This is a genomic window from Spirosoma flavum (assembly GCF_042686045.1).
GTDB classification, from domain to species: domain Bacteria; phylum Bacteroidota; class Bacteroidia; order Cytophagales; family Spirosomataceae; genus Spirosoma; species Spirosoma flavum.
The window spans coordinates 35,717-59,001 of sequence record NZ_JBHUOM010000025.1 but is presented as its reverse complement, the minus strand read 5'-3'; the positions used below and the strand labels follow the sequence as shown (position 1 = coordinate 59,001).

Sequence of the window (23,285 nt, the reverse complement as noted above, 5' to 3'; positions counted from 1 at the left end):
GTCGCTCCTTTGGGGTGAATGGCCTATGAACGGGGGTGAACAAGTTACTTGTTTATTGAGCGGGCCGAAATCCTGGCGAAATCTTTATTTCATAAACAGGCTAAAAAACTCTTTTTCATAGCTGCTTCCTATCGGAATTTCTTCTTCCTCCATCAGAATCATACGGCCACGAATAGACTGGATCTTGTCGATGGCGACAATAAACGACCGATGAACACGAATGAATTTGTTCGTCGGTAACTTTTCCAATATGGCTTTTAACGTAAGTCGTAGAACGATGGGTGGTCCTTCCTGTAAATGGACTTTTAAGTAATTATCCAACCCCTCAACAAACAGTATATCGGAAACAGTCACCTTTACCAGGCCGTAATCAGCCCGGAAGAAGAGTTGTTTGGGGTCCGTTTCTTCTAGTGTATTCGTTTGTTGATCAACGCGCCAACGCGCCTGAGCTCGCTGAACGGCTTTCATAAACCGTTCGAGGAGATAGGGTTTGAGGAGATAATCTACAGCCTCTACTTCATAACTCTCCAACGCATACTCGCTATAGGCAGTCGTAAAAATAACGAGGGTTCGCTGGGTAATGGATTTAAAAAAGACTAATCCCGACTCTTTCGGCATGTTAATATCCAGAAAGATCAGGTCGACGGGATTCGTTTCCAGATACAGCCGGGCTTCTCCGGTGCGGGTGAAGGTTTTAACCAGATCTACAGAATCAATTCGACTACAGAAGGCTTCAATAACATCCAGAGCAGGGCGCTCGTCGTCGAGTGCGATGGCTTTCATTCGAATAAGGTCATGCTTAGGTGGACATGAAAATCGGTCGGACCATTATCAATGGTTAGTTTATGGGTATCCGGATACAGGAGTCGTAAACGTTCTCTGGCGTTTTGCAGGCCCACCCCCGTTGACGTCTCCAGGTGACTGACCTCCACCTTTTTATTGGCCACATAAAGGCTCAGACTCTTTTCCTGAATGCGTATATGAATGTCTATTTGCGATTCTTCATCCGGGCTCACACCATACTTAAACGCGTTCTCAATGAAGGAAAACAGCAGTAAAGGGGCAATTTCCAGTGATTTTTCGTCGCCATCCAGTTGGTAATTAATCAGAACCGCATCGCGTAGCCGGGCTTCCTGGAGATCAATGTAATTAGCAATGTAATTGATCTCCTTAGCCAGGGCCACTTTATCCCGGTGGGCATCACGAATAATGTAGCGCATGAACTCCGCGAGTTTAACAATGGTGTCGGCGGTACGCTCATCCTTACGGATGGCCAATGCGTAAATGCTGTTGAGCGTATTAAATAGAAAATGCGGCTGAATCTGCGCTTTGAGTTGGCGAAGCTCGGCCTGCAATTGATCAGTCTCAACCTGATGGAGCCGAGTGGCCGTCTGAATGGAGATGGAGATGAGGGTACTAACACTCCCCACTAAGAAAAAAATGGCCAGCTTAACCGGAAGCAGTAACATAAAAGGAGGTCCATGGTGATTATTGACTGGCTCCTCGGATAACGGATGAGAAAAATCATCCGGATGGTGCGGACCTCGTTGTGGATCAAAGGGCCTGTGTTCATCAGGATGTAATTGAAACGGAGGACCAGAGTGCTTATCCAGCATCATTTCCTCCACAAATAATTGTCGAGCCCAGGCCTGTGGCGTATTTTCTGACGGCAATTTGAAGAAAAACCATTGCTCGATACGATATGGCAGATAGACTGCGGCTAGTATACAGCTAATTACGATAAGCGTGTATTTCCGGTATTGTTTAGCCAGAAACCAGCGGGGTACAAATACGGTGTGGTTCAAATATGAAAACAGTACCAGGAAAAGATAAGCCAACGCATTCTGAACAAGGTGTTCGTGAGGTCTAAGCGGGGACAAGCTTATCCCGTTGTATATACAATAAATCAGTGGCAGAATGGCCAGCGCGATTCCAATCAATACGTGGGTGCTATGGGCTCTTAACCAGATTGCCATTTTATTCATTAACTAGATAACAAATGTATACCCATTAATTGGAGCTTGGGAATGATTGTGGTTAAAGGGGTAAAAACCGGGGTAAAGAAGGGTAGAGGGTAATTCGACTACTTTCCAACGTTCTAATTCCATATTTAAAGTATATGGGCTTAGACAATCCCCACTAGACATCGATCGGATAGTTTACATATTAGGGCTTTTATATAGACCCATAATGGCATGTTCCTTAGTACGGAATCATACCGGCCTCAGTATTTACATGAAGCTATATTACTTTTAAAATACACTTTATTGTATTGATTTTCAGATATTTATGTCATTTTAACGAGACATAGTGGACGAATGTAGGAAGACCCCCTATCTTCAAAAGGAAGTCATCAGAAAAGCCGATGCGGTTGAATAAAAGAGCGGTTTTTCGTTTGCTCTACTTTACCTAACTTCAATAAGGATAGCAGTTAGTCAAATAGTACTATTGTTTGACGGAGGCCAGTGGCCACAGGGTTATCTTCTTAAATTCTGCACTACCTTCTTCAGTGAATAAATCAATTTCCCCTTCCGATTTATTCGGAAAAATCAGGTCAGTAATCACGCGCTCCCCATCGTTGATAAACACTTCAACAACCGATTTGTCAACGAAAATGCGCAACTTTATCAGGCCATTTTGCGGTTTAACAGGAGCTTGTTCCACGCTGGGAAAACGGTCACTAAAATCTGTCTGGCCCGACTTCCGGCGATCAAGCTCCAGCTTACCATTCGCATATTGAATTATGGTTACTTCACTGCCATTTTTAGCCAGTCGTATACCTACGCGTTTAGCTGTTCCCGGTAAAATTTCGGCCTCAATCTCGTAAGAATTAGCGATGCGTTTTTCCAGTGTCAGGATCTGGTTCGTCAACTTTATGTTTTGTCGCTCAATTTTTTTTCCGCGTAGACTGCTACTACTACCTATAGGTTGTTGAATTAACTGTAAGCCATCTGTGGTGCGTTTCAGAGCAATTTGGCGAGGTAGCGACATGGCTCCCTTAAAGGGCGTCGTCGGTAGTTTATTGCCATACTCCCAATTGTTTAGCCAACCAATCATGACCGGATTTTTGTCTTGAATTGGCAGATTGTTGTACTGAATGGCTGCGTAATAGTCTTTACCATAATCGACTACATTACTAACAGCGGGGGCAATCGGTTTGGGGTTGTCTTTATCCAGCGTAAAATGTGTACCATCAAAATCACCCACAAAATATTGCATGCCCACATATCCTTTCTGTGGATGCCCGGCTGAAATGAACAGTACCCATTTGCTCTTACCAGGCTCATTTTCGATCGGCACCGACATAAGAGCAGGACATTCCCAAACCTTCGTAGTATCGCTCTGAGGTCCAAAATGACTCATCAGTTTCCAGTCTTTCAGGTTCTTGGACTCAAAAAATGCTACCCGATGTTCAGTAGCCTTCACTGACGACATCACCCATTTTTTCTGAGGTGCGTACCAGAATACGTTCGGGTCGCGGAACTCTTTTGTTTTAAGATCCAGTACCGGATTTTTATCGTACTGTTTCCAGGTTCGCCCTTTGTCGGCACTATAAGCCAGATTTTGATACTGAGCCGTCTGCTTTTCACCAACCGACACATTGCCCGTATAAACAGCCACCATACAATCTTTGGTACCGTCAGGGCAAAGGCCACTCTGGTTTCCCTTGTCAATGACCGCACTCCCCGAAAAAATGGCCGTTTTCGTTTTGCCATCAGGGTGCGTAAATTCGGGAATGGCCAACGGCAGGTGTTGCCAATGGAGTAAGTCTTTGCTGACGGCATGTCCCCAACTCATATGCCCCCAGACATTATCGAAGGGGTTATGTTGGTAGAAAAGATGATACTCACCCTCGTAATAAATCAGCCCATTGGGATCATTAATCCAGTTTTTTGGTGCTGAAAAGTGGTACTGTGGCCGGTAAAATTCCGGTTTCATAGCAGCTTTATTGACCTGCCCGTAGGAATAATGCGCTAAAGAAGCAAGTAATGCGGCATTTCTAAATAGCTTTTTCATACTGGAGTACGTAATAATTGTTAGCGTAAAAAGATGTGGTGCAGCCGCTTTACAAATGACTATTACCCTATGATAAACTGGACGACTAACCTATTATGTTCTTCATCTACTTGAACTGACGCGATTAAAAAACAATATTCTGCTTGTTCAGCCCCTTTACAAAACTAATCTTTCGCTACGGCAAGCCATAAGTTTAGTTTTAATGTTTTAGGGCTGATCACTATAAAACATGAACAAATGAATAGACCTGCAATAAGTATAAGAACCTGTTAAATTCAAAGAAGCCGGGAGTTATCTTACATTTACGACACCCAAAGCACACTAGGAAACATGATCCAGTTCAAGCGATTAGACCATATTCTTATCTCCATTCCCAAAGGGAAAATAACCGAGGCCAGAGCTTTTTATAACGAGATACTTGGTCTGGAAGAAATTCCCGGTCAGCATCCCGGAGGGGCCATTTGGTTCCGGCTGGCAGACATTCAACTGCATGTCCGCGAGGAAGCTGGGGGCAATTTCTCGAAACGCCATCCAGCTTTTGAAATAACTAATCTGGACGAAGCGAAGATGGAGTTGGCTGCTAAAGGAATTGACATCTCGTACTCATCCGAGATCGAAGACCGGCAGCGGTTTTTCTTCCGGGATCCGTTTGGCAACCGCTTCGAGTTGCTTCAATTTATTGATTAGTACCAGTAAGCTGGGATCTGGTAAATACTTACGTCGAACCAGGCAACCGATGAGCTACTTCGCCTGTTTCGGTCATGGGTACAGGCTGTATATAAGCATGTTTGATAGCGGGAAATACCTTATGAATCGACTCATGGATACGCACAATGGCTTTATTAATTGCGTCAGTCGTCAGGTCTGTTTGGAACGCAACGCCCTGCACCAATGTAATTTCTTCCGGACCCAAGTAAATGGTGGCGATTTGCATCGCTTTCAGTACTGTCGGGTCAGCTTCGGTTAATGCCACCAGTCGACGGGTCGTGTCCAGGTCAACTCCCTCACCCATCAACAGGCTTTTACTTTCGCGGGCCAGCACAACCGCCACCGCCACTAGAAGTAGACCAATCAAGATGGATGCGGTGCCATCGAGATAAGGATTATTTAATTCATGACCCAGAAATACGCCCAGGAAGGCAATAATCAGGCCCAGCACATCAGATGCGTCTTCAAACAAAACTGTAAACGTTGCTGAGTCTTTACTGTCTTTTATAGCTCCCCAGACTGACTGTCCCCCACGTTGGGCATTAAAGGCTCGCCAGGCGGTAATCAATGAATACCCGTCTAAAACAAATGCGATACCTAGTACAATGTAATTCCAGAAAGGGTCTTTAATTGATTCTGGATGCTGTATGTGGGTTACCCCTTCGTAAAATGAGACACCACCGCCTACAGCAAAAATCAGCAGTGCGACTACGTACGACCAGAAATATTGTTCCCGGCCGTAGCCAAAGGGTCGTTTTTGGTCGGGGGGGCGCTGACTCCGGCTTATGCCCAGTAATAATAATAACTCGTTCAGTGCATCTACCATCGAGTGAATTCCCTCAGACAGCATGGCTGAACTACCCGTAATACTGGCCGCAATGAACTTGGTTGCGGCAATGCCCAAGTTTGCCGCCAGCGCTGTATAAAGTGGTACTTTAGAAGAAGCCATACCGTAGCAACGGTTTCTCAGCGACAGATGTTCTACAAACCTGGCTCGCCGAAAGTCAAGTCACAGCCAGAGGGTTGAAAGAACCTCACGGTTAATTAAAAAATTCTACCCTACCAGCCTATAATGTAACAAAAGTGGCAGGTGGAACAGATGATAGGTGTAGTCATAATCTAATTCAAAGCAGCTATATGGGTGTACTACCCTTGACTTAATGAGCCAACGAGTGTTTTATTGAGGTTGTAGTACCACACAGCACCTAAGATCTTGGTAATCAGTAAATAATCAACTTTGTTAATTATTTTGTCGAGAAACTTGATTATTAGCCTTCAGGAGAAGAAAGCAACTAATCAACTCGATCAGGATGAGCTTTAGAAGAAGCTTACTGATTTATTAAGTATTGTTTATCAAGGGATTATCTCTTACTTTACAAGATATCTTTTTTGTTTGAGTGATCATAACGCTGAACAAAATTGCGTCGTAAGACTACACATTAAATGAAAAAATTACCATGTAATCATAGTTTCTAGTGTAGTTTGGCTCTAAAACATTATCTGATATGAACAATCAGTCATTAGATAGACATTCATCCGATAAAGATGAACCCGCTTTTCTATTGGAGGACTGGGTTCAAGCTATTAAGGAACTTCACCAATGGCACTATAAACTTAATCAAGTCATCAACGGGAAAAATTCAAATGAACATATTGCCATAAACAGTAGTTTCAAAAAGGATTGCCAATGGTCAATAGAAAATCTTATAAAGCTACGACTTGACTTGATGTATTCGCTGGCAACGTTAGAGAAAGAGTGTGATTTGGTTGATGAGACAGCTACTTTATGGCAACTCAATCAACATACTAAAACCATTATTAATTGGAATAAGAATATCAAGAATGCTCTTGGCTTAGACTGTTCTGGAACAGCATAAACCAAGAGTTGTTACGCTAAGAAGGGTTTATGATATAACGCTTTTAACGATACCAACTAAATGACTCCTCCCGAAAAATCGTTCGATAAACTTTTGGAGCACTATGTGTTTAGCGTGGCGGCCAAATTTATTGGCCTAGCGAACCAGGAAACACAAACTGAATTAATTAAATTAATTAGTTCGGTTGATACGGCCTCTACTCCAGGTGAATCCACCTGTGAGCAACCGTTATTAATGCCAATCGAGCAGTTAGAAAAACAATGGCAACAGGTTTTAACCAAGCCCGTCAATTTAAAATCGGTTCATGACCAATGGCTTATCGCTCTAACTCGTCAGCAAATTAAGAGTCATGAAGTTCGTATTGCACATCTCGAACTTGCTATTATAATTACTGAACAAAGCTTTCAACGAGTTCAGTGTAATATCCCCAACGAACCTAGTCGGTCCAGATTACTCAATTATTATGAGGTGGCCCTTAAGCGATATCAACAACATTTGGCTACAGCGCAAACCAGGAAATTTTTAACTTTAAACCAATTACCTCAACGGTAGTGGAAAAATGAGTTACTGAATCGATTTTCATAGTGTGGGTATGAACACGTATAAACTAACTGAGTTACCATTAAATAGATATACTATATACGGATAGACCCTTACAGACCTAGTTTCTTACCGGCATTAAACTGACGGACATTACCAACACGGGTGTAGCGCTGAATCATGGCGGAAGTCTTGTGTTTGGTTTGTTGCATAACCTCCAGATCATCAGCTCCATTGAGTTTGGCAATAGTTACAAAGGAAGCCCGCAACGAGTGAGCCGAATAGTTTTCGCCCAGATAGTGTTTTACAATACGGGCCACGCTTTTATCTGAAAGTCGCTCAGACGTAAACCGAACCAATCCTGGTTCCATCCCCTTACGGAAGCGCACTAGTAACGGCCCGCGCTCAGGTCGCTGACCTAGCCAGCATTGAAGAGTTTGCACCGGGCAGAGGGCTGCATCGGAATGATAGAACAGGGCTTTCTCTTCATGGTCACCGTATTGATTGGTTTTACTCCGGTGAAGGCGAACCAGCACCCCCTCAGACGAAAACGACAGATCTTCCGAATTAAGAGCTACTAACTCCGAACGTCGGAAGGCCCCGGTAAACCCCAGCAACAGGACAAGTTTATCCCGAAGCTGTTGGGGATCCAATATGTTCAGACTTTGTATAACATCCCGAAACTCATCAACGGAAAAAGCGGGAGCCTGATGCTGGCGCACACCGATAGTACGGCGGATACCCTCCATTACCGTTTGCACATGCAGGTCTTTTTGAGGGAAGTCAGCCCCTTGCAGTTGATGAAGTTTGCGAATAGCTGATAGACGACGTTGGATCGTGGCCCACTTATCGGTCTCGGCTGTAAAGGCCAGATATGCACAAAGGGCCTCGGGGGAAATTGGTGCGGGCACTTGCTGGTGTTCGCTGCACCACTGGCGAAAATGGCGCAAATCAGCTGCATAAGCCCGTCGCGTATTAGGTGCCCCTTCCAGGCCCGACTGCATATAGTTGGCAACTTTACTGCGTAATGTCGACAAGCTAATATTCGCTACCGATAGGGGCACTACCTCCTGAGTGGGCTTTGGTTGTTTTCGTCCAGACTTCATGGTGTAAATATACTAAAGTCATTAGGTCTGATAATCCTTAATTATTGGACCTAATGACTGTTTAGGCAAAAATAGGATAAATTTATCTCATGGCATCATTTCAACGCCTTTTTCAACTCGTCAGCCGCCAAAGTCTGGGCTTGCTTCGCTTCAGACGGCACGGTAGACATCCCAAAAAATTCGTGAGTAACACCATCGTAACGTTTATAGGTAACCGTTACACCAGCCGCCTGAAGTTTATCGGCCAATAATTTACCCTCGGTTTGCAAAGGATCCAATTCAGCAGCAATCAACGTTGTACCGGGTAAGCTCTGCAGGTTAGCTTTCACTAAGGCTATGCGCGGGTCGCTACGCTGGGCATCCGTCGATAGCGTTTGCTTGAAAAAGTACTCCATCATTGGTTTATCCAACGGCTTGGCCGATGCGTACCGAGTATAAGATGCACTATTAACATCATTATCGGCAATTGGATACACCAGCAACTGATGCCGGGGGAGGGCTATTTTTTTATCGCGGGCCATGATACTGACGTTAGCGGCCAGATTACCCCCCGCGCTTTCTCCCGCCACAGCCACCCGCTTCGGATCACCTTTAATAGTTTGGGCATTGTTGAGTACCCACTGGTATGCGGCAAAAGCATCATTTTGCTGAGTTGGAAACTTGTGTTCCGGTGCCAGTCGGTAGCCAACCGAAACGACCACGGCGCCAACCTGCTCAGCTAGCGCCTGGGCCGACGCATTGTAGGTATCTATATCGGCAATCACCCAACCCCCGCCATGATAATAGACAATGACCGGAAACGGAGCCTGACCAATTTTTGGGGTGTAAATACGCGCGTGAATGGATTGTCCTTCTCCTACCGGAATCTGCTGACCGGCTGTATCCACCTTTGGAGCAGGCATCATTATGTTATGATCTTTCATGACAGCCATCACCGCCATCGTTGGAGTGGGACTTAAGCGGGCCTCTTTAGCCGGTAGTTCATAAATAGGTTTATCCTGGTAGCCGTAACTGGCTAGCTTTTTCAGCACAACCTGCATAGCGGGTAATATGGAAGGAGCCCAGGCCGGTTTTGGTCCTTTGGGTTTTAACTCGTCCAGCTTACCAGCCATTGAACTGTCGTTGCTCATGGTGGAGCCCGACGTATCTGCGCCTTGACCAGTTTCAGACGTTTTTTTCTGCGTACAGCTGGCTAAACTGAGAATAAGTAGTAATAAACTGCCAGCCAAACCGCAGTTTATTACTTTAAAAGGGGATTTGTTTTTCATGAACACTGTGCTTTAACGGATTATACTTACCCGTTAAAAACCGGCTTGTCTACTAAAAGTTATCCGCAAGCTATTCTGCGGCTCGTTACGTTGCTTTTCTGAACCAATGGGCAAATTAGTAGTTGATACCACAGTTTTCATAGTGAACACAAAGCCTATTACTCGACGATGATGTATTCTTTTCCCTTACGAAGCACACTAACCTGGCTGGGTTTTGCGCTTGGGTTAACTATCCAACCCCTGGCCGCTCAATCACCGAAACTTGAGTCTGTCTTTCAGGATAAAACGTATCAGCTTACCGGCGTAGCAGTCTCCAAAAGTGGGCGTCTGTTTGTCAATTATCCTTACTGGACTGATGCTTACCGCTATGCCGTGGCCGAGGTCGGCAACGATGGTGTCGTAAAACCCTACCCCGATGCACCTTACAATAGCTGGCGTGAAGGGCAGCCAATAACGACTAACCGCTGGATTTGTGTACAATCGGTTCACGTAGATGCCAAAGACCGACTTTGGGTAGTAGATGCGGCTAGTCCTAAACAGAACGGGGTGGTCGGTAATGCCCATCGTATCGTCTGCATCAATCTGGCAACTAATCGGGTAGAGAAGGAGTATCCTATGAAGGGCGTGGTAGGCTCCGACAGCTATCTGAATGACATTCGGGTGGATACGAACCGTGAGATAGCCTACCTGACCGAATCCAAACAGGGTGGAATCGTCGTCCTGGATATCAAGAGTGGGAAAGCTCGGCTACTGCTCAAGGGAGATAAGTCGGTAAAAGCGGATCCGACATATAAATTCGTCATTGACGGACGGGAATTGCGCGACAATATGGGTCCGGTACGGTTTCAATCAGATGGAATTGCTATGACGCCCGATGGTAATTATTTGTACTATAAGCCGCTGAGTGACAATAAACTCTACCGTATCAAAACTGATAACTTACGCAACACGGCGCTGAGTGCAACCGCCTTAGCAACCCATGTCGAAGATTTGGGAAAGGTAGCCTCTACCGACGGCATGATTATCGATAATCGGGGCAATTTATACATGGGCGACGATCAGGCGTATACGTTATACCGCCTACCCGGTGCCTCAAGTTCAAGTCGTCCGCAGCTCACAAAGCAGGTTCTGCTTACCGACAAAAATCAGTTGATATGGCCTGACAGTTACGCCATTTATAACGGCTACTTATACATGACTACCTCACAAATTCAACACATGGCCAAAAACAACGGTGGTAAATCTACCCGCAAAACTCCTTACGGCGTATGGCGACTCAAGATTGAGTAGACCTTTTTCACCGAATATACCAACAGCGGCTACTCCTTTGGGGTGGCCGCTGTTAGTATGTTTAGAGTAATTGAGAAATAATTCTGACCGTTTCTACTCGGAGTCCTACGAGCAAATGTGATTGTTGTAGGGTGAAAAACTCAATACCAAATCAGGAGATTAGCAGGTAGCAGCTGCTTTACTATCTGTACCCTAATTCACGCATTTTTCTATTTGGTATGTCTACCATTATTCAGGTTGGTTTGATTGGCTTCGGGCTGTCGGGACGATATTTCCATGCGCCGTTTTTGTCCGTCAATCCACGATTTCATTTAAAGAAAATAGCCAGCAGCCGTCCTGATGCCGTACATCAGTTCGATGCCTCCATTGAGTGGGTCGCTACGGCAGATGAATTATTTGCCGATGCATCTATCGACCTCGTATTCATTTGTTCGCCCAACGAAACGCATGTCGACTATGCCCGGAAAGCGTTGGAACATCGAAAACACGTTGTTGTCGAAAAACCGTTTGCGACTTCTGAGCGTGAAGCCAACCAATTATTGGAATTAGCCAAGCGGCAGGGCTGTCTTGCCACAGCCTACCAGAATCGCCGGTGGGATTCTGATTTCTTAACAATCAAACGGCTATTGGCTGACGGCAGAATAGGAACGGTTGTTGACTTCGAAGGACGCTATGATCGTTACTCGCCGGTAGATCCGAACACGCAATCCTGGAAAGAACAGCCGGGCGTGAGCCGGGGTAATCTATACAATTTGGGGCCGCACCTACTCGACCAGGCTCTCCACCTATTTGGTAAACCTGATACAGTACAAGCTACCGTCCGAATTATACGCCCCCATAGTCGCGTCACCGACTATTTTGATATAATGCTGGGCTATCCTGATAAGGTCGTCAGGCTTGAATCCAGTTTAATGGTTTATCACAATCAGCTTCGGTACAGTCTGCATGGCACAGAAGGCTCCTTTATTAAGAGCGGTTTAGATATACAGGAAGAACATCTACGGCTGAATCAGTTGCCAAATCAGGCCGCCTGGGGAGCAGAAACGCAGGACCGATGGGGAACACTTTACCGAGATGGTCATAGCGAACGGGTAGAAAGTGAGCGGGGTAATTACACACCTTTTTACGATAATCTTTACGAGGCCATTGTCAACGGAGCAGAACCCGCCGTTACACCAACTGATATTTTGAATCTGGCCCGCGTAATTGATTTAGCCGTGGAGAGTAGCCGAACACAGCAAACAATGCTTTTTTAGCAAGGACCAACTATCACTGGCGAGTTGTTGAGTTTAGGGCCAGCGCATTCAGTTTTTGTATTTACTAACTCTTACTGAGTCTGAGCAACGAATCAGCCTCTACGGGCAGTCAGTCGTTAAACACATATGTATGTATCCCCTTACAATTAACAATTGGCTAACGCAGCACGCGCAATTCAGACCAGATCATCTGGCGTTCGTCTTTGGGGATACCCGCCTTACGTTTGCCGAATTGAACCGGAGTGTCAACCGAATGGCCAATGCGCTACGAACGGCGGGTGTTGGAAAAGGCGACAAAGTGGCGACGGTACTCCCTAACAGTCGGGAACTGTATGAAACATTTTGGGCAGTAGCTAAACTGGGCGCTGTGCTGGTGCCGATGAGTCCGATGGTGCGGGGACGAGGGTTGATAAACTTGCTGAACGATGCCGACTCTGGTTTAGTCCTGACCGATACTGCCCATGCGCCTTTTCTGGACGAGGTTCGTAGTGAATTAGTAATCCCTGCAACTAACTACTGGGTTATTGACGGAGAGTTATCAGGCTGGCAATCGTATCCCGTTTTATGGCAGACAGCTTCTCAAACCGAGCCCCCTCCACCCGACTTGGCCAGTGATGACTTGTATAACATTATGTACAGCAGTGGTACTACCGGGTCGCCCAAGGGTATTATGCACTCCCACTTTGTCCGGTCCATGTATGGGTCTCTATTTGCCAACGCCTTCCGCATCCAGCCCGAAAGCGTAATTATGCACTCCGGTGCCATCGTGTTCAACGGGGCCATGCTAACATTTATGCCCGCAATGTTTATTGGCTGCACGTACGTATTGCTGAAGGAGTTTGTGGCTCAGCCAGTGATTCAGACCATAGCCAGCGAGGGCGTGACGCATACGATTCTGGTTCCCACTCAACTCGTATCGTGTTTGCAAAGCCCGGAGTTCACCATCAACACCCTACCAACAATCGAGTATATTCTGTCGGTGGGCGCGCCTTTACTGAACCAATACAAAGAAAAACTGATAGAGCGGTTTCCAAATACGTTCTACGAATTGTATGGGTTGACGGAAGGTTTTATGACCGTTTTAGATAAAACCGTTTCGACTCAAAAAACTGGGTCGGTGGATCGGCCTATCTGGTTTTCGGACATGAAAATTGTGAACGATGATGGTGACGAACTTCCTACGGGCGAAGTGGGCGAAATCATTGGCCGGGGTCCGTTTCTAACGTCAGGTTATTATAAAAAGCCGTTTCAAACCGCTGATGCGCTTCGGAAGGGCTGGCTTTATACCGGAGATTTAGGCTATACTGACGAAGATGGGTACTTGTTTTTGTCGGGTCGTAAGAAGGATTTGATTATTTCGGGTGGGGTAAATGTCTATCCTAAAGACATAGAAGAAATAATAATTCGTCATCCGGCGGTGGCTGAGGTCGCTGTGTTTGGCATACCGCATGACGATTGGGGCGAAACGCCCGTTGCTGCCGTCCGGTTGGCTATAGACGTGTCCCTGCACGAGTTAAAAGATTGGACAAATAAAAACATAGAAGCACGCTACCAGAAGATTTTTGCGATAATGCTGACAGACGAGTTTCCGAAAAATGTAGCTGGAAAAATTCTAAAAAATGTATTGCAACAGCAATATCATGAGACGATAAAAAAAGCTAAAGGCGCACCCTCATGACTGTCAAAATAAGCTTATTCAAGGCAGTGCGGGCTTGTTCAGGAGCATCGTTCAGAGTAGAAAAACTAATAGGGCAGTCCCAAACAGCTTTAATAAGCAGACCTCAAAACTGGTAGCTAACATGGTTTATAAAAACTATCTTTTCATTATAGCATTGCTCTTGTTGCTGTCAAGCAGTCCTTTGAAGGCCCAAAATGGTATGGGAGTTTCTTCGTCTGATACCGATTGTCTCTGTCAACAAATAGCAACAATGACGTTTGCAGGGGCGACAATTACAGCGGCTGAATGTGTGCCGGCAGGAGCATTTACGCCGTCGGGAAGTAGCCAGGCCATACCTGATTTACCAGCCTTTTGCCGGGTTAGTGCCACATTAAAACCCACGCCCGAATCAACTATTAAAATAGACGTATGGTTACCGCAAACCGGTTGGAACGGTCGATTTCTGGGTACTGGTAATGGAGGAGGAGCAGGAACTATTGCCTATTCAGCCCTGGCCAATGGATTGAAGCGCGGATTTGCAACAGCGAATACTGACATGGGAACGGCCCCAAGTGCCAATGAGGCCACTGGACACCCCGAACGATGGGCAGATTTCGGTTATCGCGCCACGCACGAGATGACGACAACCGCAAAGGCAATCACGCAAGCTTATTACCAGAAGCCGATCCAACGCGCCTATTTCGCAGGCTGCTCGACCGGTGGTCAGCAAGCCTTAATGGAAGCGCAACGGTACCCCGACGATTATAACGGAATCCTGGCCGGTGCTCCAGCCAACAATCGTACTCACTTACATACTGGTTTCCTCTGGACGTACAAAGCGACCAATCAGCTACCAGGCAGTGCATTTCTGCCAAAAGAAAAAATAGCGTTAATAACCAACGCGGTTGTCAAAGCCTGTGCCGGGAAGGATGGCGGTGCTCCCGGTGATAATTTCCTGACTGATCCCCGAGCCTGCAATTTTGACCCGGAAACACTCCCTAAATGCCCAAATGGCACCGACGATGGCACTTGTCTCACCAGTGCCCAATTGACCGCTCTGAAAAAAATACATGCCGGGCCGACAAATCCCAGAACGGGCGAACGAATTTACACACCACTTCCCCAGGGGAGCGAGAATTCAGCGTTAGGCTTTGACTACGAACAGAATCCTAAACAGGCACCGCCCTCGCTCTTTTACCAGTACAAATGGGTATTTGGGCCTGATTTTAATTACACAACATTCGACTTTGATCACGATCAGTCCAAGATGGATTCAGTACTGGCACCGATTCTCAACGCGAACAACCCCGACTTGAGGGCTATGAAAAAACAAGGTGGAAAAATTTTGATGTATTCTGGAACGGCTGATCCCCTCGTTCCCTTTCAGGATGCTATTAATTACTATGAGCGAGTGATTGAAGCGCAGGGAGGGCTAGCCCGAACAGAAGACTTTTTTCGCTTCTTTCTGGTACCCGGAATGGCTCATTGCGGAGGTGGGCCTGGTTTAAACGATTGTGGACAGAATCTCTCTTTCAACGTTCCCCAAGATAGTGAGCATGACGTGTTAACCGCCCTAGTAAAATGGGTTGAACAAGGTAGTGCTCCCGACAAAATTATTGCGACGGCTTTTACAGGCGGTGTGCCCAGAGAGGGCGTCCGCTTCCAACGCCCGATCTACCCTTATCCAAAACTGCCTAAATACCTTCGTGGAGACCCGAACTTCCCTACCAGTTACCGAGGTGTTGATCATCCACGCAAAGGTGTTTTAATACCGGCTAGCAAGTATATGAAGTGAGATGGCCGTCTTACCAGTGCAACCACTTAAGCTGGTTTTTGTAAATCTATATCCGTCACTTGACGACGTATTTTTTTACTAGCCCAGTTGGTACTACCAAGGCCAATTTCAGAAATATAAGAGCGAAGGTCTTTTTTAGATTATTCCCCCTCTCTGGCTTTTTCCACTAAATCTTCCTCGCTGTATTGTTCGTGATTGTAAGTCAGCTTACGAATGGCTTGAGCAAGCTTTCGTGTTTCCTGAGCTTTTTTCGTAAACTGGTCGGCAATGGTGGTGTCATCGGCGTCAGAAAGAACCTCACTGCTTTGTTCGAGAAGTATAATAGTTTCCTCAAGACCACGTAACGTTTTCCAGAGAGAGGCTTCTACAGACTCAGTCAGTTCCGACAATAGTGCATCGGATGTATATCCATGACCCGTATGGCATCGGTATCGGATCAGCCGCCCCTCGTCGAAGCGAACCAGAACACCACTACATTCTGGACAGGTTAAAGGTGATAGCTCTCCCATAGTCAAAATACCCATATCGAACGCGTCACCCTGTGCGGCAACACTAACTTCAATTTCAAGGCGGTCTAATTCGTGCGCTGTCAGTTCGGGTGTTAAAGCGGCCTGCTCTTGCGTCAACTTACAAATTAAAGCACCAATATCAGATAATGGCAATACATAATCTACATCTACATATTCCAGTACGCTAGTGGGCATGCTTGGATACGCAGCATCTTCTGGCTGCTGAACGATACCTATTCCCCCCAGTCGTTTAATCGACCACATACCTGAAGTACCATCATTGAGTAGACCCGTTAGAACTACGCCGATAACACGTGAACCAAATGTATACGCTGCCGAGCGAAATAATGCATCAATGGATGGCCGAAATCGGTTTTCTTTTGGACCTTTTTTGACCAGAATACGGTCATTTTCCAGAATCATGTGGTGATCTGGTGGCGCTATATAAATGTATCCGGCTTGAATGGGGGCTCCATCCTGTGGATGTATCACTTTCAACGGACCTGACCGGCTAAGAATCTCCGGCATAAGGCTTGGCGATGTAGATGATACATGCTGGATTATGAATACAGGTGCCTGAAAATCGGCGGGAAATGCAGAAACTAACTCCCGCAAAGCCATTACTCCACCTGCTGAAGCGCCAATAACTACAATATCACGTTTTGCCATACTTTGTCATAGGTTACATTGAAATGTCTTTCCTTATCATTTCAAAAACCAGAAGTTTGTCTATTCGATAATTTTTATCGAATAAATAGTTTAGTGGTAAACTAGTTTACTTTGCAAATGGCTACTGGTGGGCAATCTTTTTATCTCCATATATCCGACAAATAAGCCTGTATTCGTATTAATGCGGGCAGCAGAGTGGCCGATGAATGACTAAGTACAACAGCCGTGTACAATTGTCAGCAATAAGGGATGTGTCAATGAGTTTTGAGTACCTACTCATAATGTCACCAGAAACGATAAGGCAATAAGCTTTCACCATTAGCGTATCGCGATCAAAATATATCCCGCCGTTCTTATAGACGATGCACCTCGATAAACCGCTTGTTGGCTTTTCTGGTAAGTTTCGTTACAACTCATGTTAGACCACTAATTGTTAGAAGCAAGTCATCCGACAACTTTTTATGCAATACTCTTGTTATGATTACAAAGAGTTTTATATTTTGTTATTATAGTAACAATAAGTATATATAATCATACGTTAAGATGTAAAGCATCGCTATTTGGTTAAAAAGAGGATAGTATATACACGACCGGACCCTAGTCCGGTTTTGTTTGTGCCATAGTCCCGAATTAATCCATAAACGCGATTCCCTGTTTGAGCTGATCCGCCCTGGACTCTCGCTTAAGAGTGTGATGCACCTCGCCAATCCGTCGCTTGTAAACCGGCAATTTCGTTATATCCTGCTTTAAGATTACAGCTGACTCTCAACCGATTCGTTCAAAAGTTTGCATATTGGCTGGGCTGGATTGGCCAGATAACCATTATGAATGGGAACAAAGTCTGCTAGTAAAGGAATATGGCAGCAAAGAATTTGGCCCGTCAATTCGCGCCGACCATTGTTAGCTACACCCTGGCTAGTTACATCCTGTAGTGTTACCTCTGCCGGTAAGATTCAGAATATCCACTGAAGAGGTATGCAATTTTATGCCAGGTAATTTGCGCATAAGGTGGATAGTTTCGGCCTTAATTTCTTCAAATAGTTAGTATCTTAAAAATATATTTATCAAAAGGCAGTTTGATTCTTTTGCCTCGTTGCTTATCTAATTGAATAATTTGTGACGTAACTAATGTAACATAGCCGTATATCCCTTATCTTGTACAGCATAAATTACCTTAATAGAAAAAAAGGTAAATAATAAGTTACCATTAATTTGCAAAATTTTACATAATAACAACTATGGGTTACTCTTACCAAACATTCTCAAAAAAAATGTCATCTTATGTTCATTTCTTTTTCTACAATTGATAACAAAGGACAGCTTCGAAATTTCTGTTGGTGGTTTTCCGGTATGGAATTTGCTTTAGATATGTTGAGTTCGGTTTTATATAAAGGCAATCAACTTGTTAAGGCTGAACTCATTGATAATGACCAGTGCACTCAGTTGCCTGTTGATGCATTTGATGGAAGTAATTTCCGTCGTCAAATTCAACAGCTTGAGAGCGAATGGCAAGAGTTATTGCTGGTTGCTCCACAGTGTCGATCAATATACCCTCAGCAGATGGGTATCACACTGACTGACATGGTAGATTAGACAGTTCTTTCGACTAGTATAGCTAACAGGGTGGAAGGTGATAGCTAGACTGTTTTGTTTGCAATCCATTCCACTACGGCATAACAGGCGCAGTTAGCCACTAGACATTGTTTTGACTTATGATCGAGAAGCAGTAAAACACCGCAAAAGCGGATCATAAAAACACTGGTATTAATTAAATCAACTCCCTCTTAATCAAATCAATCATGGAACTTCTTGTAGTAAGCACGGCCTTGGTAGGCCTTATGGGGCTAATAATGTATGCAGGCGAACGCAGAGCCCTTGGCCTTCGAGCAACTTATGACCAAGCATTAGCCAGCGGCAGCAGGGCTCAGGCTTCAATAGCGGGTAGAGTATACTATACATATATCAGACAAGGCAGCATTACCCTATCCGATGAGCAGGCTATGGTAAATGATCTTACCGCAATGGGTGATGAAGTCAGTCAATACAGCCAAACGGAACCGGAACTGATAAACGCATAACTCTTTTGTTAAATCAATCCGTGAGATCACGCCACAATCTTGGATAATCACAAACAGTTACTCGAAGATCATATCCTGGGGCTGGAAGAAACAATCGATTGGTTATCAGACGGGAAAAACCCAATGCAGGCGCATCTTCGGGCAACTAAACACGCAGTTAGGTTAACGGAAAGCCGCAATCGGCTGGAGGAATTAAAGCGGTATTACAACAACCTTTATAATTGAGCTTATTGACTTAGATAACCTCAGGAAGTCTGGTACGACAAATACGTTCATCGACGATTAGCCGGGTGTGTAAGAACTGATAATACTATTTTAAGCGGGTAAATAGACGTTGAATGTTGCGCCTTTACCTGGTTGACTGCTGGCTGTGATGGCCCCACCGTGATTGAGAGCCACCTTTTCACAAATGGCTAACCCAATACCCGTTCCCGCATACTGACTCTTGTTATGTAGCCGCTGGAAGACCTGAAAAATACGGTCCAGGTACTTCTGATCAAAGCCAATGCCATTATCCGATACGTCAATGCGATAGTAAGCCTCAGCTCCACGGCCTGGCTTGACCGAAGCCGGTAAGTCACTCGTCGCTACCTGGTGAGCCGTGACTCGAATCTGAACAGGTAGGTCAGGCTGCCGAAACTTTAGAGCATTGCTCAGCAAATTTTCAAAGAGCTGCCTTAATTGTGAAGGATCGCCCAATACCATGGGCAAAGTTCCGATTTCTACCATCGCTCTGGTGTCCTGAATTACCAGATCTAAATCGTTGATAGCTGTCTGAACGACATCCGTAAGCGATACCACAATGCTGGTGTCCCGTTGAATGGAGATGCGCGAAAAACTCAGCAGGTCTCGAATCAATGTAGACATTCGACTGGCGGCCAACTCCGTACGATCCAGATAAGTAACCCCCTCACCTAGTTGGAGGGCATATTGACTTTTCAACAGATTGCTAAAGGATTGGATTTTGCGTAGCGGCTCCTGCAAATCATGACTTGCGATATAAGCAAACTGTTGCAGGTTCTCGTTGGACCGCTTCAGCAGTTCGTTGGATTCAGTCAACTCTGCATTTGTGGCCACTAATTCTTTGTTAATGACCGCTATTTTTCGGCGAGAATATACTGATTCCGTTACATCATGCATAACGACCAGCACGCGCTTGATTCCATCCGGTTCGCGTAGGGGCTCATAGACAAAATTGTAGTAGCCGATGGCACCGTGTTCATCTCGCTGGAGAGTAGCCGCCATCTCTGTTCCAACAAAAGGCTTACCGCTTCGGCGTACCTCATCTAAAAGCGCTTTGACGGATTGATCAAGGATTTTCGGGAAACTCGCCGACATAGGCTTCCCTACCAATTCAACCGAGGTCCGGCCCAATAGCGCACAGAGACTCGAATTGGCAATCTCCAGGATGTAGTTGGGTCCTTCAACTAGGGCAATGGCTAGGGGAGCTTGTTCAAATAGTTGCTGTAAGCGATCTCGGCTGGCCTGTAATCCATTATTAGCAACCACAAGATCGTCAATGCTGGCAGCTAGTTCTTCATTGCTTACGGATAGTTCTTCGGTAGTTACGCCCAGTTCTTCAGTGCGTTCCTGTACTTGCCGATTCAACTGGGCTACTAAAACCTGATAGCGTACTTCACTATCCAGTAGCTGTTGCTGAGTCTGCATTTCCTGGGTAACATCTTGAGCAATTCCTAAAAAGCGGTACACGTTCCCGTCCTGATTAAAATACGCCTTACCCTGACAATGAAGCCAATGCAACTGCTGATCGTCGTCTTTAATCATCCTGAAATGAATGGTATAATCACCACCTGAGCGCGGGTTAAAAGCGTAAATCATAGCATTCCTCACCTTTGACTGGTCGTCGACATGAATATGTCGAATGACTTGTTCAAAGAGTACGCTATCGTCTTGGGAAAACCCATAGAGCTTTTTACACTGTTCGTCCCAGTATAGCTGCTGGTTGCTGAGATCCAACTCCCAGGTACCGACATGGGCCTCTTGCAGGGCCCCGCTTAACCGCTCATTCCTGGCGGCCATGTCTTGATTAAAAGGTTTTTGCTCACCGGTCATTGAGTACGGATAGGTGTTTGTGATGCAAGATAAGAAGCGGTGACTACTATGGCCCTAAAAATCAGCGATGGCTACCGGTAGTTAGTGAAGAACCGATTTGCGAATTACTTCCCTAAAAAATCGCCAAACTGGCAGAAGTTAGACAACAGGATGTGTATTTTTAGGTTAATCAGCAATTCCACCAACCCCCGCTATCCGAACAATCGGGATGATTATTCGGATAGCGGGGGTTGTGTACCAAAACGCATTAATTTTTATGATGATTGATGAAGCGGGTCTTCGTTCTCTTCATCCTCATCGTCATACTCTTCCGGAATGCCCTCACTCCCATAGAGATAGGTCAAATAATAGTTGATTTCTTTTTGGGCGGGTCGAAACTCCCGTCCAGTAATTCGGTATGCCTGACCGACATCTTCACCCTTAAGCATATCGCCAACAGTCAGTAATGGAGATAGTTCGAAGAGTTGAACCAAGGCATCCAGCACCGAGTTTAGCTCCTCCTCTACCTCTTCCAACCATGTATCTCCCTCGTTAATTTGACTACACAGTGACCGTAACATTGAGTGACCCATAGATAAGCCAACTAACCATCCGTTGGGCAGGAACCGCTTGTTGTCCTGCATCAACTGTCGAACAGCCAGTTTGGTCTTTATCGTTGAGTTCTCAGTTACAATAAAAAGTCCAGCTAAATCCATTTCTTTGACTTTAGCCCGAATCTCTTCAGGGTCTTTGGAAAGGGCTTTAGCCAGCTCAACGAAACTGGTAAAACCATAGTTATCTTCCAGGTAATCTACTTGGACAAGTGTCCAGTCAAGCGTATTTTTTGGGCTATCCATGGCGCCTGTAAAACAGGGTGTAAAGACACTAAATTACTCAATTATAATTAATTACAAAGTAGTTAGTAAATGGTTGACTTCCGACATTCCTGCATAAAGCCTGGAATTGCCAATAGTTATTTTATTCGAAACACTGTCAAGTAAGTGGTGTATTTGTCGCGGGGTTCAGTCTCATCGGTAATAAGGTAAGATGAATCTGATCATACACCAGCGCAGTAGTTCAGCTCCAAAGATTCACCCAACGACTGAGCAGTCCATCCCTCTAAGGTTGATTCAAACTCCTTTACGTATGAGGTTGACCCCTTCTGCTAACCCGGTCATGATCACTGCGCTTAACTTACCAGGAAATTAAACTTGCTTCCTTAAAAAGGATTAACTATCTTGTAACATACTCAAAATTAGACTCTTCGCTATGCTTCTTATCTTCTCAACGATTGACCCATACAACCAGTCTCATCATTACTCCTGGTGGTTTAATACCATAGAGACAGCCTGCGATGCATTAAGCACAGTCTCACTGAAAAAAAACCAAATAGTCAAGGCTGAGATTCTCGACAACGAACAACGAACCCAATTGCCACCCCAAGCCTTTGATGGAGTCACCATCTCTTTTGCACTTCAGCAGCTGGAGAAGCAATGGCAACAGATTTTGAGGAAGCCTCTAAAAATAATCTCAGAGGCCGACCAGTGGTTGATTGACCTAACGAAGCAACGAATCAAGGCTGGTCAGGCTACTCTGGAGCAATCTTGTCAAATGATCCTCCAACTTGAGACAGGACGGAAACGGGCTAAAAATCTTGTTTGCGAAAAAAACCGAAAAGCTAAATTCGTCACCGATTACGAATCAATGTTGAGTACTTATCAAGCGTACGTAGTGAAAATTAAAGCTCAGCAAAAAGTAGCATTAGATAGACTCACCCAATTGGAGTCCGCCTAGTTCTCAATTCATTCAGCCGACCCAAGTAGTAAGGTATCAGACTCATTTACAACCTCCTACCTTTAAACTAATAATCCTGCACCAGTAGTATACACGGCCCACAACAGCTAGTTCAAATCCCTTCGGCGAATCCATATTTACCTGAAGGGGCTGATGAATACCTGAAAATCCTTTTAATGGAAAGTGACAAGTCAACTTAAGACATATACCAAAGCCCTGGCGAGTGCCCCTTAATGAGTGCGATTACTTTCATAAAATGCTTTGACCATCGTTAAAATAGTCGCGCCAGCTGCTTTAAAAACCGTTTCCTGCTCATTATCCAGATTCACAACTACCGTAATCTCTTCAAGTTGGCGAGCCGTTAGCGTCTCATATCCCATACTCCAGGAAGCAAAAAGGCGTTGCTTAATTGGGTGGCTAAACATTGTTGTAACATTAGTATGTCTTCGGTCTTGTTTAATTCGGTTGTATAGAGCCTCAATCGCTTCTTGGTTTCCTTCCAGCACTTGAATGATACGTCCATTCAGACACAGCAGAACACCTGTAATACCTGCCAAAGCATTATCCTGGCGACTTTGTAGAAGAAGAGTGGATAGGTCTACCTCTCGGAGCAGTTCAACGGAGCTGCTCACATAAACGATACAATGATCTATCATATATAACTTAATT

General features: G+C 45.2%; 21 protein-coding genes. 11 read left to right on the top strand and 10 right to left on the bottom strand.

From position 1 onward, the window contains the following. Nucleotides 1-84: 84 nt before the first annotated feature. The 3 genes from ACFS25_RS26525 to ACFS25_RS26515 form a co-directional block, all read right to left on the bottom strand. On the bottom strand, nt 85-783 hold the full coding sequence (locus tag ACFS25_RS26525) for a LytR/AlgR family response regulator transcription factor (protein ID WP_381507288.1): 699 nt from the start codon (nt 781-783) through the stop codon (nt 85-87). Continuing rightward, nucleotides 780-1,976 (bottom strand): sensor histidine kinase, encoded by a 1,197-nt coding sequence (locus ACFS25_RS26520; protein WP_381507286.1) that lies wholly within the window; start codon nt 1,974-1,976, stop codon nt 780-782. The genes ACFS25_RS26525 and ACFS25_RS26520 overlap by 4 nt, the downstream gene beginning before the upstream one ends. A 469-nt stretch (nt 1,977-2,445) precedes the next feature. Continuing rightward, entirely contained in the window at nt 2,446-4,017 is a 1,572-nt protein-coding gene (locus ACFS25_RS26515) for a glycoside hydrolase family 32 protein (RefSeq protein WP_381507285.1), read from the bottom strand. Nucleotides 4,018-4,347: 330 nt separating this feature from the next. On the opposite strand from ACFS25_RS26515, the gene ACFS25_RS26510 reads away from it, so the two are divergent. Further along, nucleotides 4,348-4,704: a VOC family protein gene (locus tag ACFS25_RS26510; protein WP_381507283.1), complete on the top strand. Its 357-nt coding sequence runs from the start codon at nt 4,348-4,350 to the stop codon at nt 4,702-4,704. 28 nt (nt 4,705-4,732) lie between these two features. Here the strand turns inward: ACFS25_RS26510 and ACFS25_RS26505 are convergent, their stop codons facing one another. Further along, nucleotides 4,733-5,674 (bottom strand): cation diffusion facilitator family transporter, encoded by a 942-nt coding sequence (locus tag ACFS25_RS26505; RefSeq protein WP_381507281.1) that lies wholly within the window; start codon nt 5,672-5,674, stop codon nt 4,733-4,735. A 556-nt stretch (nt 5,675-6,230) separates the two neighbouring features. On the opposite strand from ACFS25_RS26505, the gene ACFS25_RS26500 reads away from it, so the two are divergent. Together ACFS25_RS26500 and ACFS25_RS26495 are read left to right on the top strand one after the other, a co-directional pair. Continuing rightward, nucleotides 6,231-6,602 carry a hypothetical protein gene (locus ACFS25_RS26500; protein WP_381507279.1) on the top strand — a complete coding sequence of 124 codons (372 nt, stop codon included), beginning with the start codon at nt 6,231-6,233 and terminating at the stop codon, nt 6,600-6,602. 60 nt (nt 6,603-6,662) lie between these two features. Continuing rightward, nucleotides 6,663-7,154 carry a hypothetical protein gene (locus ACFS25_RS26495; RefSeq protein WP_381507276.1) on the top strand — a complete coding sequence of 164 codons (492 nt, stop codon included), beginning with the start codon at nt 6,663-6,665 and terminating at the stop codon, nt 7,152-7,154. Between the two features lie 101 nt (nt 7,155-7,255). Here ACFS25_RS26495 and ACFS25_RS26490 read toward each other — a convergent pair whose 3' ends face one another. Both ACFS25_RS26490 and ACFS25_RS26485 read right to left on the bottom strand, forming a co-directional pair. Next, nucleotides 7,256-8,248: a site-specific integrase gene (locus tag ACFS25_RS26490; RefSeq protein WP_381507273.1), complete on the bottom strand. Its 993-nt coding sequence runs from the start codon at nt 8,246-8,248 to the stop codon at nt 7,256-7,258. A gap of 95 nt (nt 8,249-8,343) precedes the next feature. Further along, nucleotides 8,344-9,516 (bottom strand): alpha/beta hydrolase, encoded by a 1,173-nt coding sequence (locus ACFS25_RS26485; protein ID WP_381507271.1) that lies wholly within the window; start codon nt 9,514-9,516, stop codon nt 8,344-8,346. Nucleotides 9,517-9,684: 168 nt separating this feature from the next. On the opposite strand from ACFS25_RS26485, the gene ACFS25_RS26480 reads away from it, so the two are divergent. The 4 genes from ACFS25_RS26480 (at nt 9,685) to ACFS25_RS26465 (ending at nt 15,514) form a co-directional block, all read left to right on the top strand. Next, nucleotides 9,685-10,806 (top strand): L-dopachrome tautomerase-related protein, encoded by a 1,122-nt coding sequence (locus ACFS25_RS26480; protein WP_381507269.1) that lies wholly within the window; start codon nt 9,685-9,687, stop codon nt 10,804-10,806. A 218-nt stretch (nt 10,807-11,024) separates the two neighbouring features. Beyond that, the gene (locus ACFS25_RS26475) at nt 11,025-12,062 is read left to right on the top strand and encodes a Gfo/Idh/MocA family oxidoreductase (protein WP_381507267.1); all 1,038 of its coding nucleotides are present in this window, start codon (nt 11,025-11,027) and stop codon (nt 12,060-12,062) included. Between the two features lie 130 nt (nt 12,063-12,192). Then, on the top strand, nt 12,193-13,740 hold the full coding sequence (locus tag ACFS25_RS26470) for a class I adenylate-forming enzyme family protein (protein ID WP_381507265.1): 1,548 nt from the start codon (nt 12,193-12,195) through the stop codon (nt 13,738-13,740). A 250-nt stretch (nt 13,741-13,990) separates the two neighbouring features. Then, the gene (locus tag ACFS25_RS26465) at nt 13,991-15,514 is read left to right on the top strand and encodes a tannase/feruloyl esterase family alpha/beta hydrolase (protein WP_381507262.1); all 1,524 of its coding nucleotides are present in this window, start codon (nt 13,991-13,993) and stop codon (nt 15,512-15,514) included. 140 nt (nt 15,515-15,654) lie between these two features. On the opposite strand, the gene ACFS25_RS26460 is transcribed toward ACFS25_RS26465, so the two are convergent. Continuing rightward, entirely contained in the window at nt 15,655-16,692 is a 1,038-nt protein-coding gene (locus ACFS25_RS26460; RefSeq protein WP_381507259.1) for a chemotaxis protein CheB, read from the bottom strand. Between the two features lie 1,281 nt (nt 16,693-17,973). Between ACFS25_RS26460 and ACFS25_RS26455 the strand changes: the two genes are divergently transcribed. The 3 genes from ACFS25_RS26455 to ACFS25_RS26445 all read left to right on the top strand — a co-directional run bounded on the left by ACFS25_RS26455 (nt 17,974) and on the right by ACFS25_RS26445 (nt 18,995). Beyond that, complete coding sequence (locus tag ACFS25_RS26455) at nt 17,974-18,285, top strand: hypothetical protein (RefSeq protein WP_381507256.1); 312 nt, start codon at nt 17,974-17,976, stop codon at nt 18,283-18,285. Nucleotides 18,286-18,491: 206 nt separating this feature from the next. Further along, nucleotides 18,492-18,770, top strand: a complete 279-nt coding sequence (locus tag ACFS25_RS26450; protein WP_381507253.1) for a hypothetical protein — start codon at nt 18,492-18,494, stop codon at nt 18,768-18,770. A 39-nt stretch (nt 18,771-18,809) separates the two neighbouring features. After that, nucleotides 18,810-18,995 (top strand): hypothetical protein, encoded by a 186-nt coding sequence (locus ACFS25_RS26445; protein WP_381507251.1) that lies wholly within the window; start codon nt 18,810-18,812, stop codon nt 18,993-18,995. Between the two features lie 90 nt (nt 18,996-19,085). Here the strand turns inward: ACFS25_RS26445 and ACFS25_RS26440 are convergent, their stop codons facing one another. Both ACFS25_RS26440 and ACFS25_RS26435 read right to left on the bottom strand, forming a co-directional pair. Next, nucleotides 19,086-20,810: a PAS domain-containing sensor histidine kinase gene (locus ACFS25_RS26440; RefSeq protein ID WP_381507249.1), complete on the bottom strand. Its 1,725-nt coding sequence runs from the start codon at nt 20,808-20,810 to the stop codon at nt 19,086-19,088. Nucleotides 20,811-21,097: 287 nt separating this feature from the next. Then, on the bottom strand, nt 21,098-21,679 hold the full coding sequence (locus tag ACFS25_RS26435) for a hypothetical protein (RefSeq protein WP_381507246.1): 582 nt from the start codon (nt 21,677-21,679) through the stop codon (nt 21,098-21,100). 412 nt (nt 21,680-22,091) lie between these two features. On the opposite strand from ACFS25_RS26435, the gene ACFS25_RS26430 reads away from it, so the two are divergent. Continuing rightward, on the top strand, nt 22,092-22,616 hold the full coding sequence (locus ACFS25_RS26430; protein ID WP_381507243.1) for a hypothetical protein: 525 nt from the start codon (nt 22,092-22,094) through the stop codon (nt 22,614-22,616). Between the two features lie 230 nt (nt 22,617-22,846). On the opposite strand, the gene ACFS25_RS26425 is transcribed toward ACFS25_RS26430, so the two are convergent. Continuing rightward, the gene (locus tag ACFS25_RS26425) at nt 22,847-23,272 is read right to left on the bottom strand and encodes a BLUF domain-containing protein (protein WP_381507240.1); all 426 of its coding nucleotides are present in this window, start codon (nt 23,270-23,272) and stop codon (nt 22,847-22,849) included. Between the last annotated feature and the right edge of the window lie 13 nt (nt 23,273-23,285).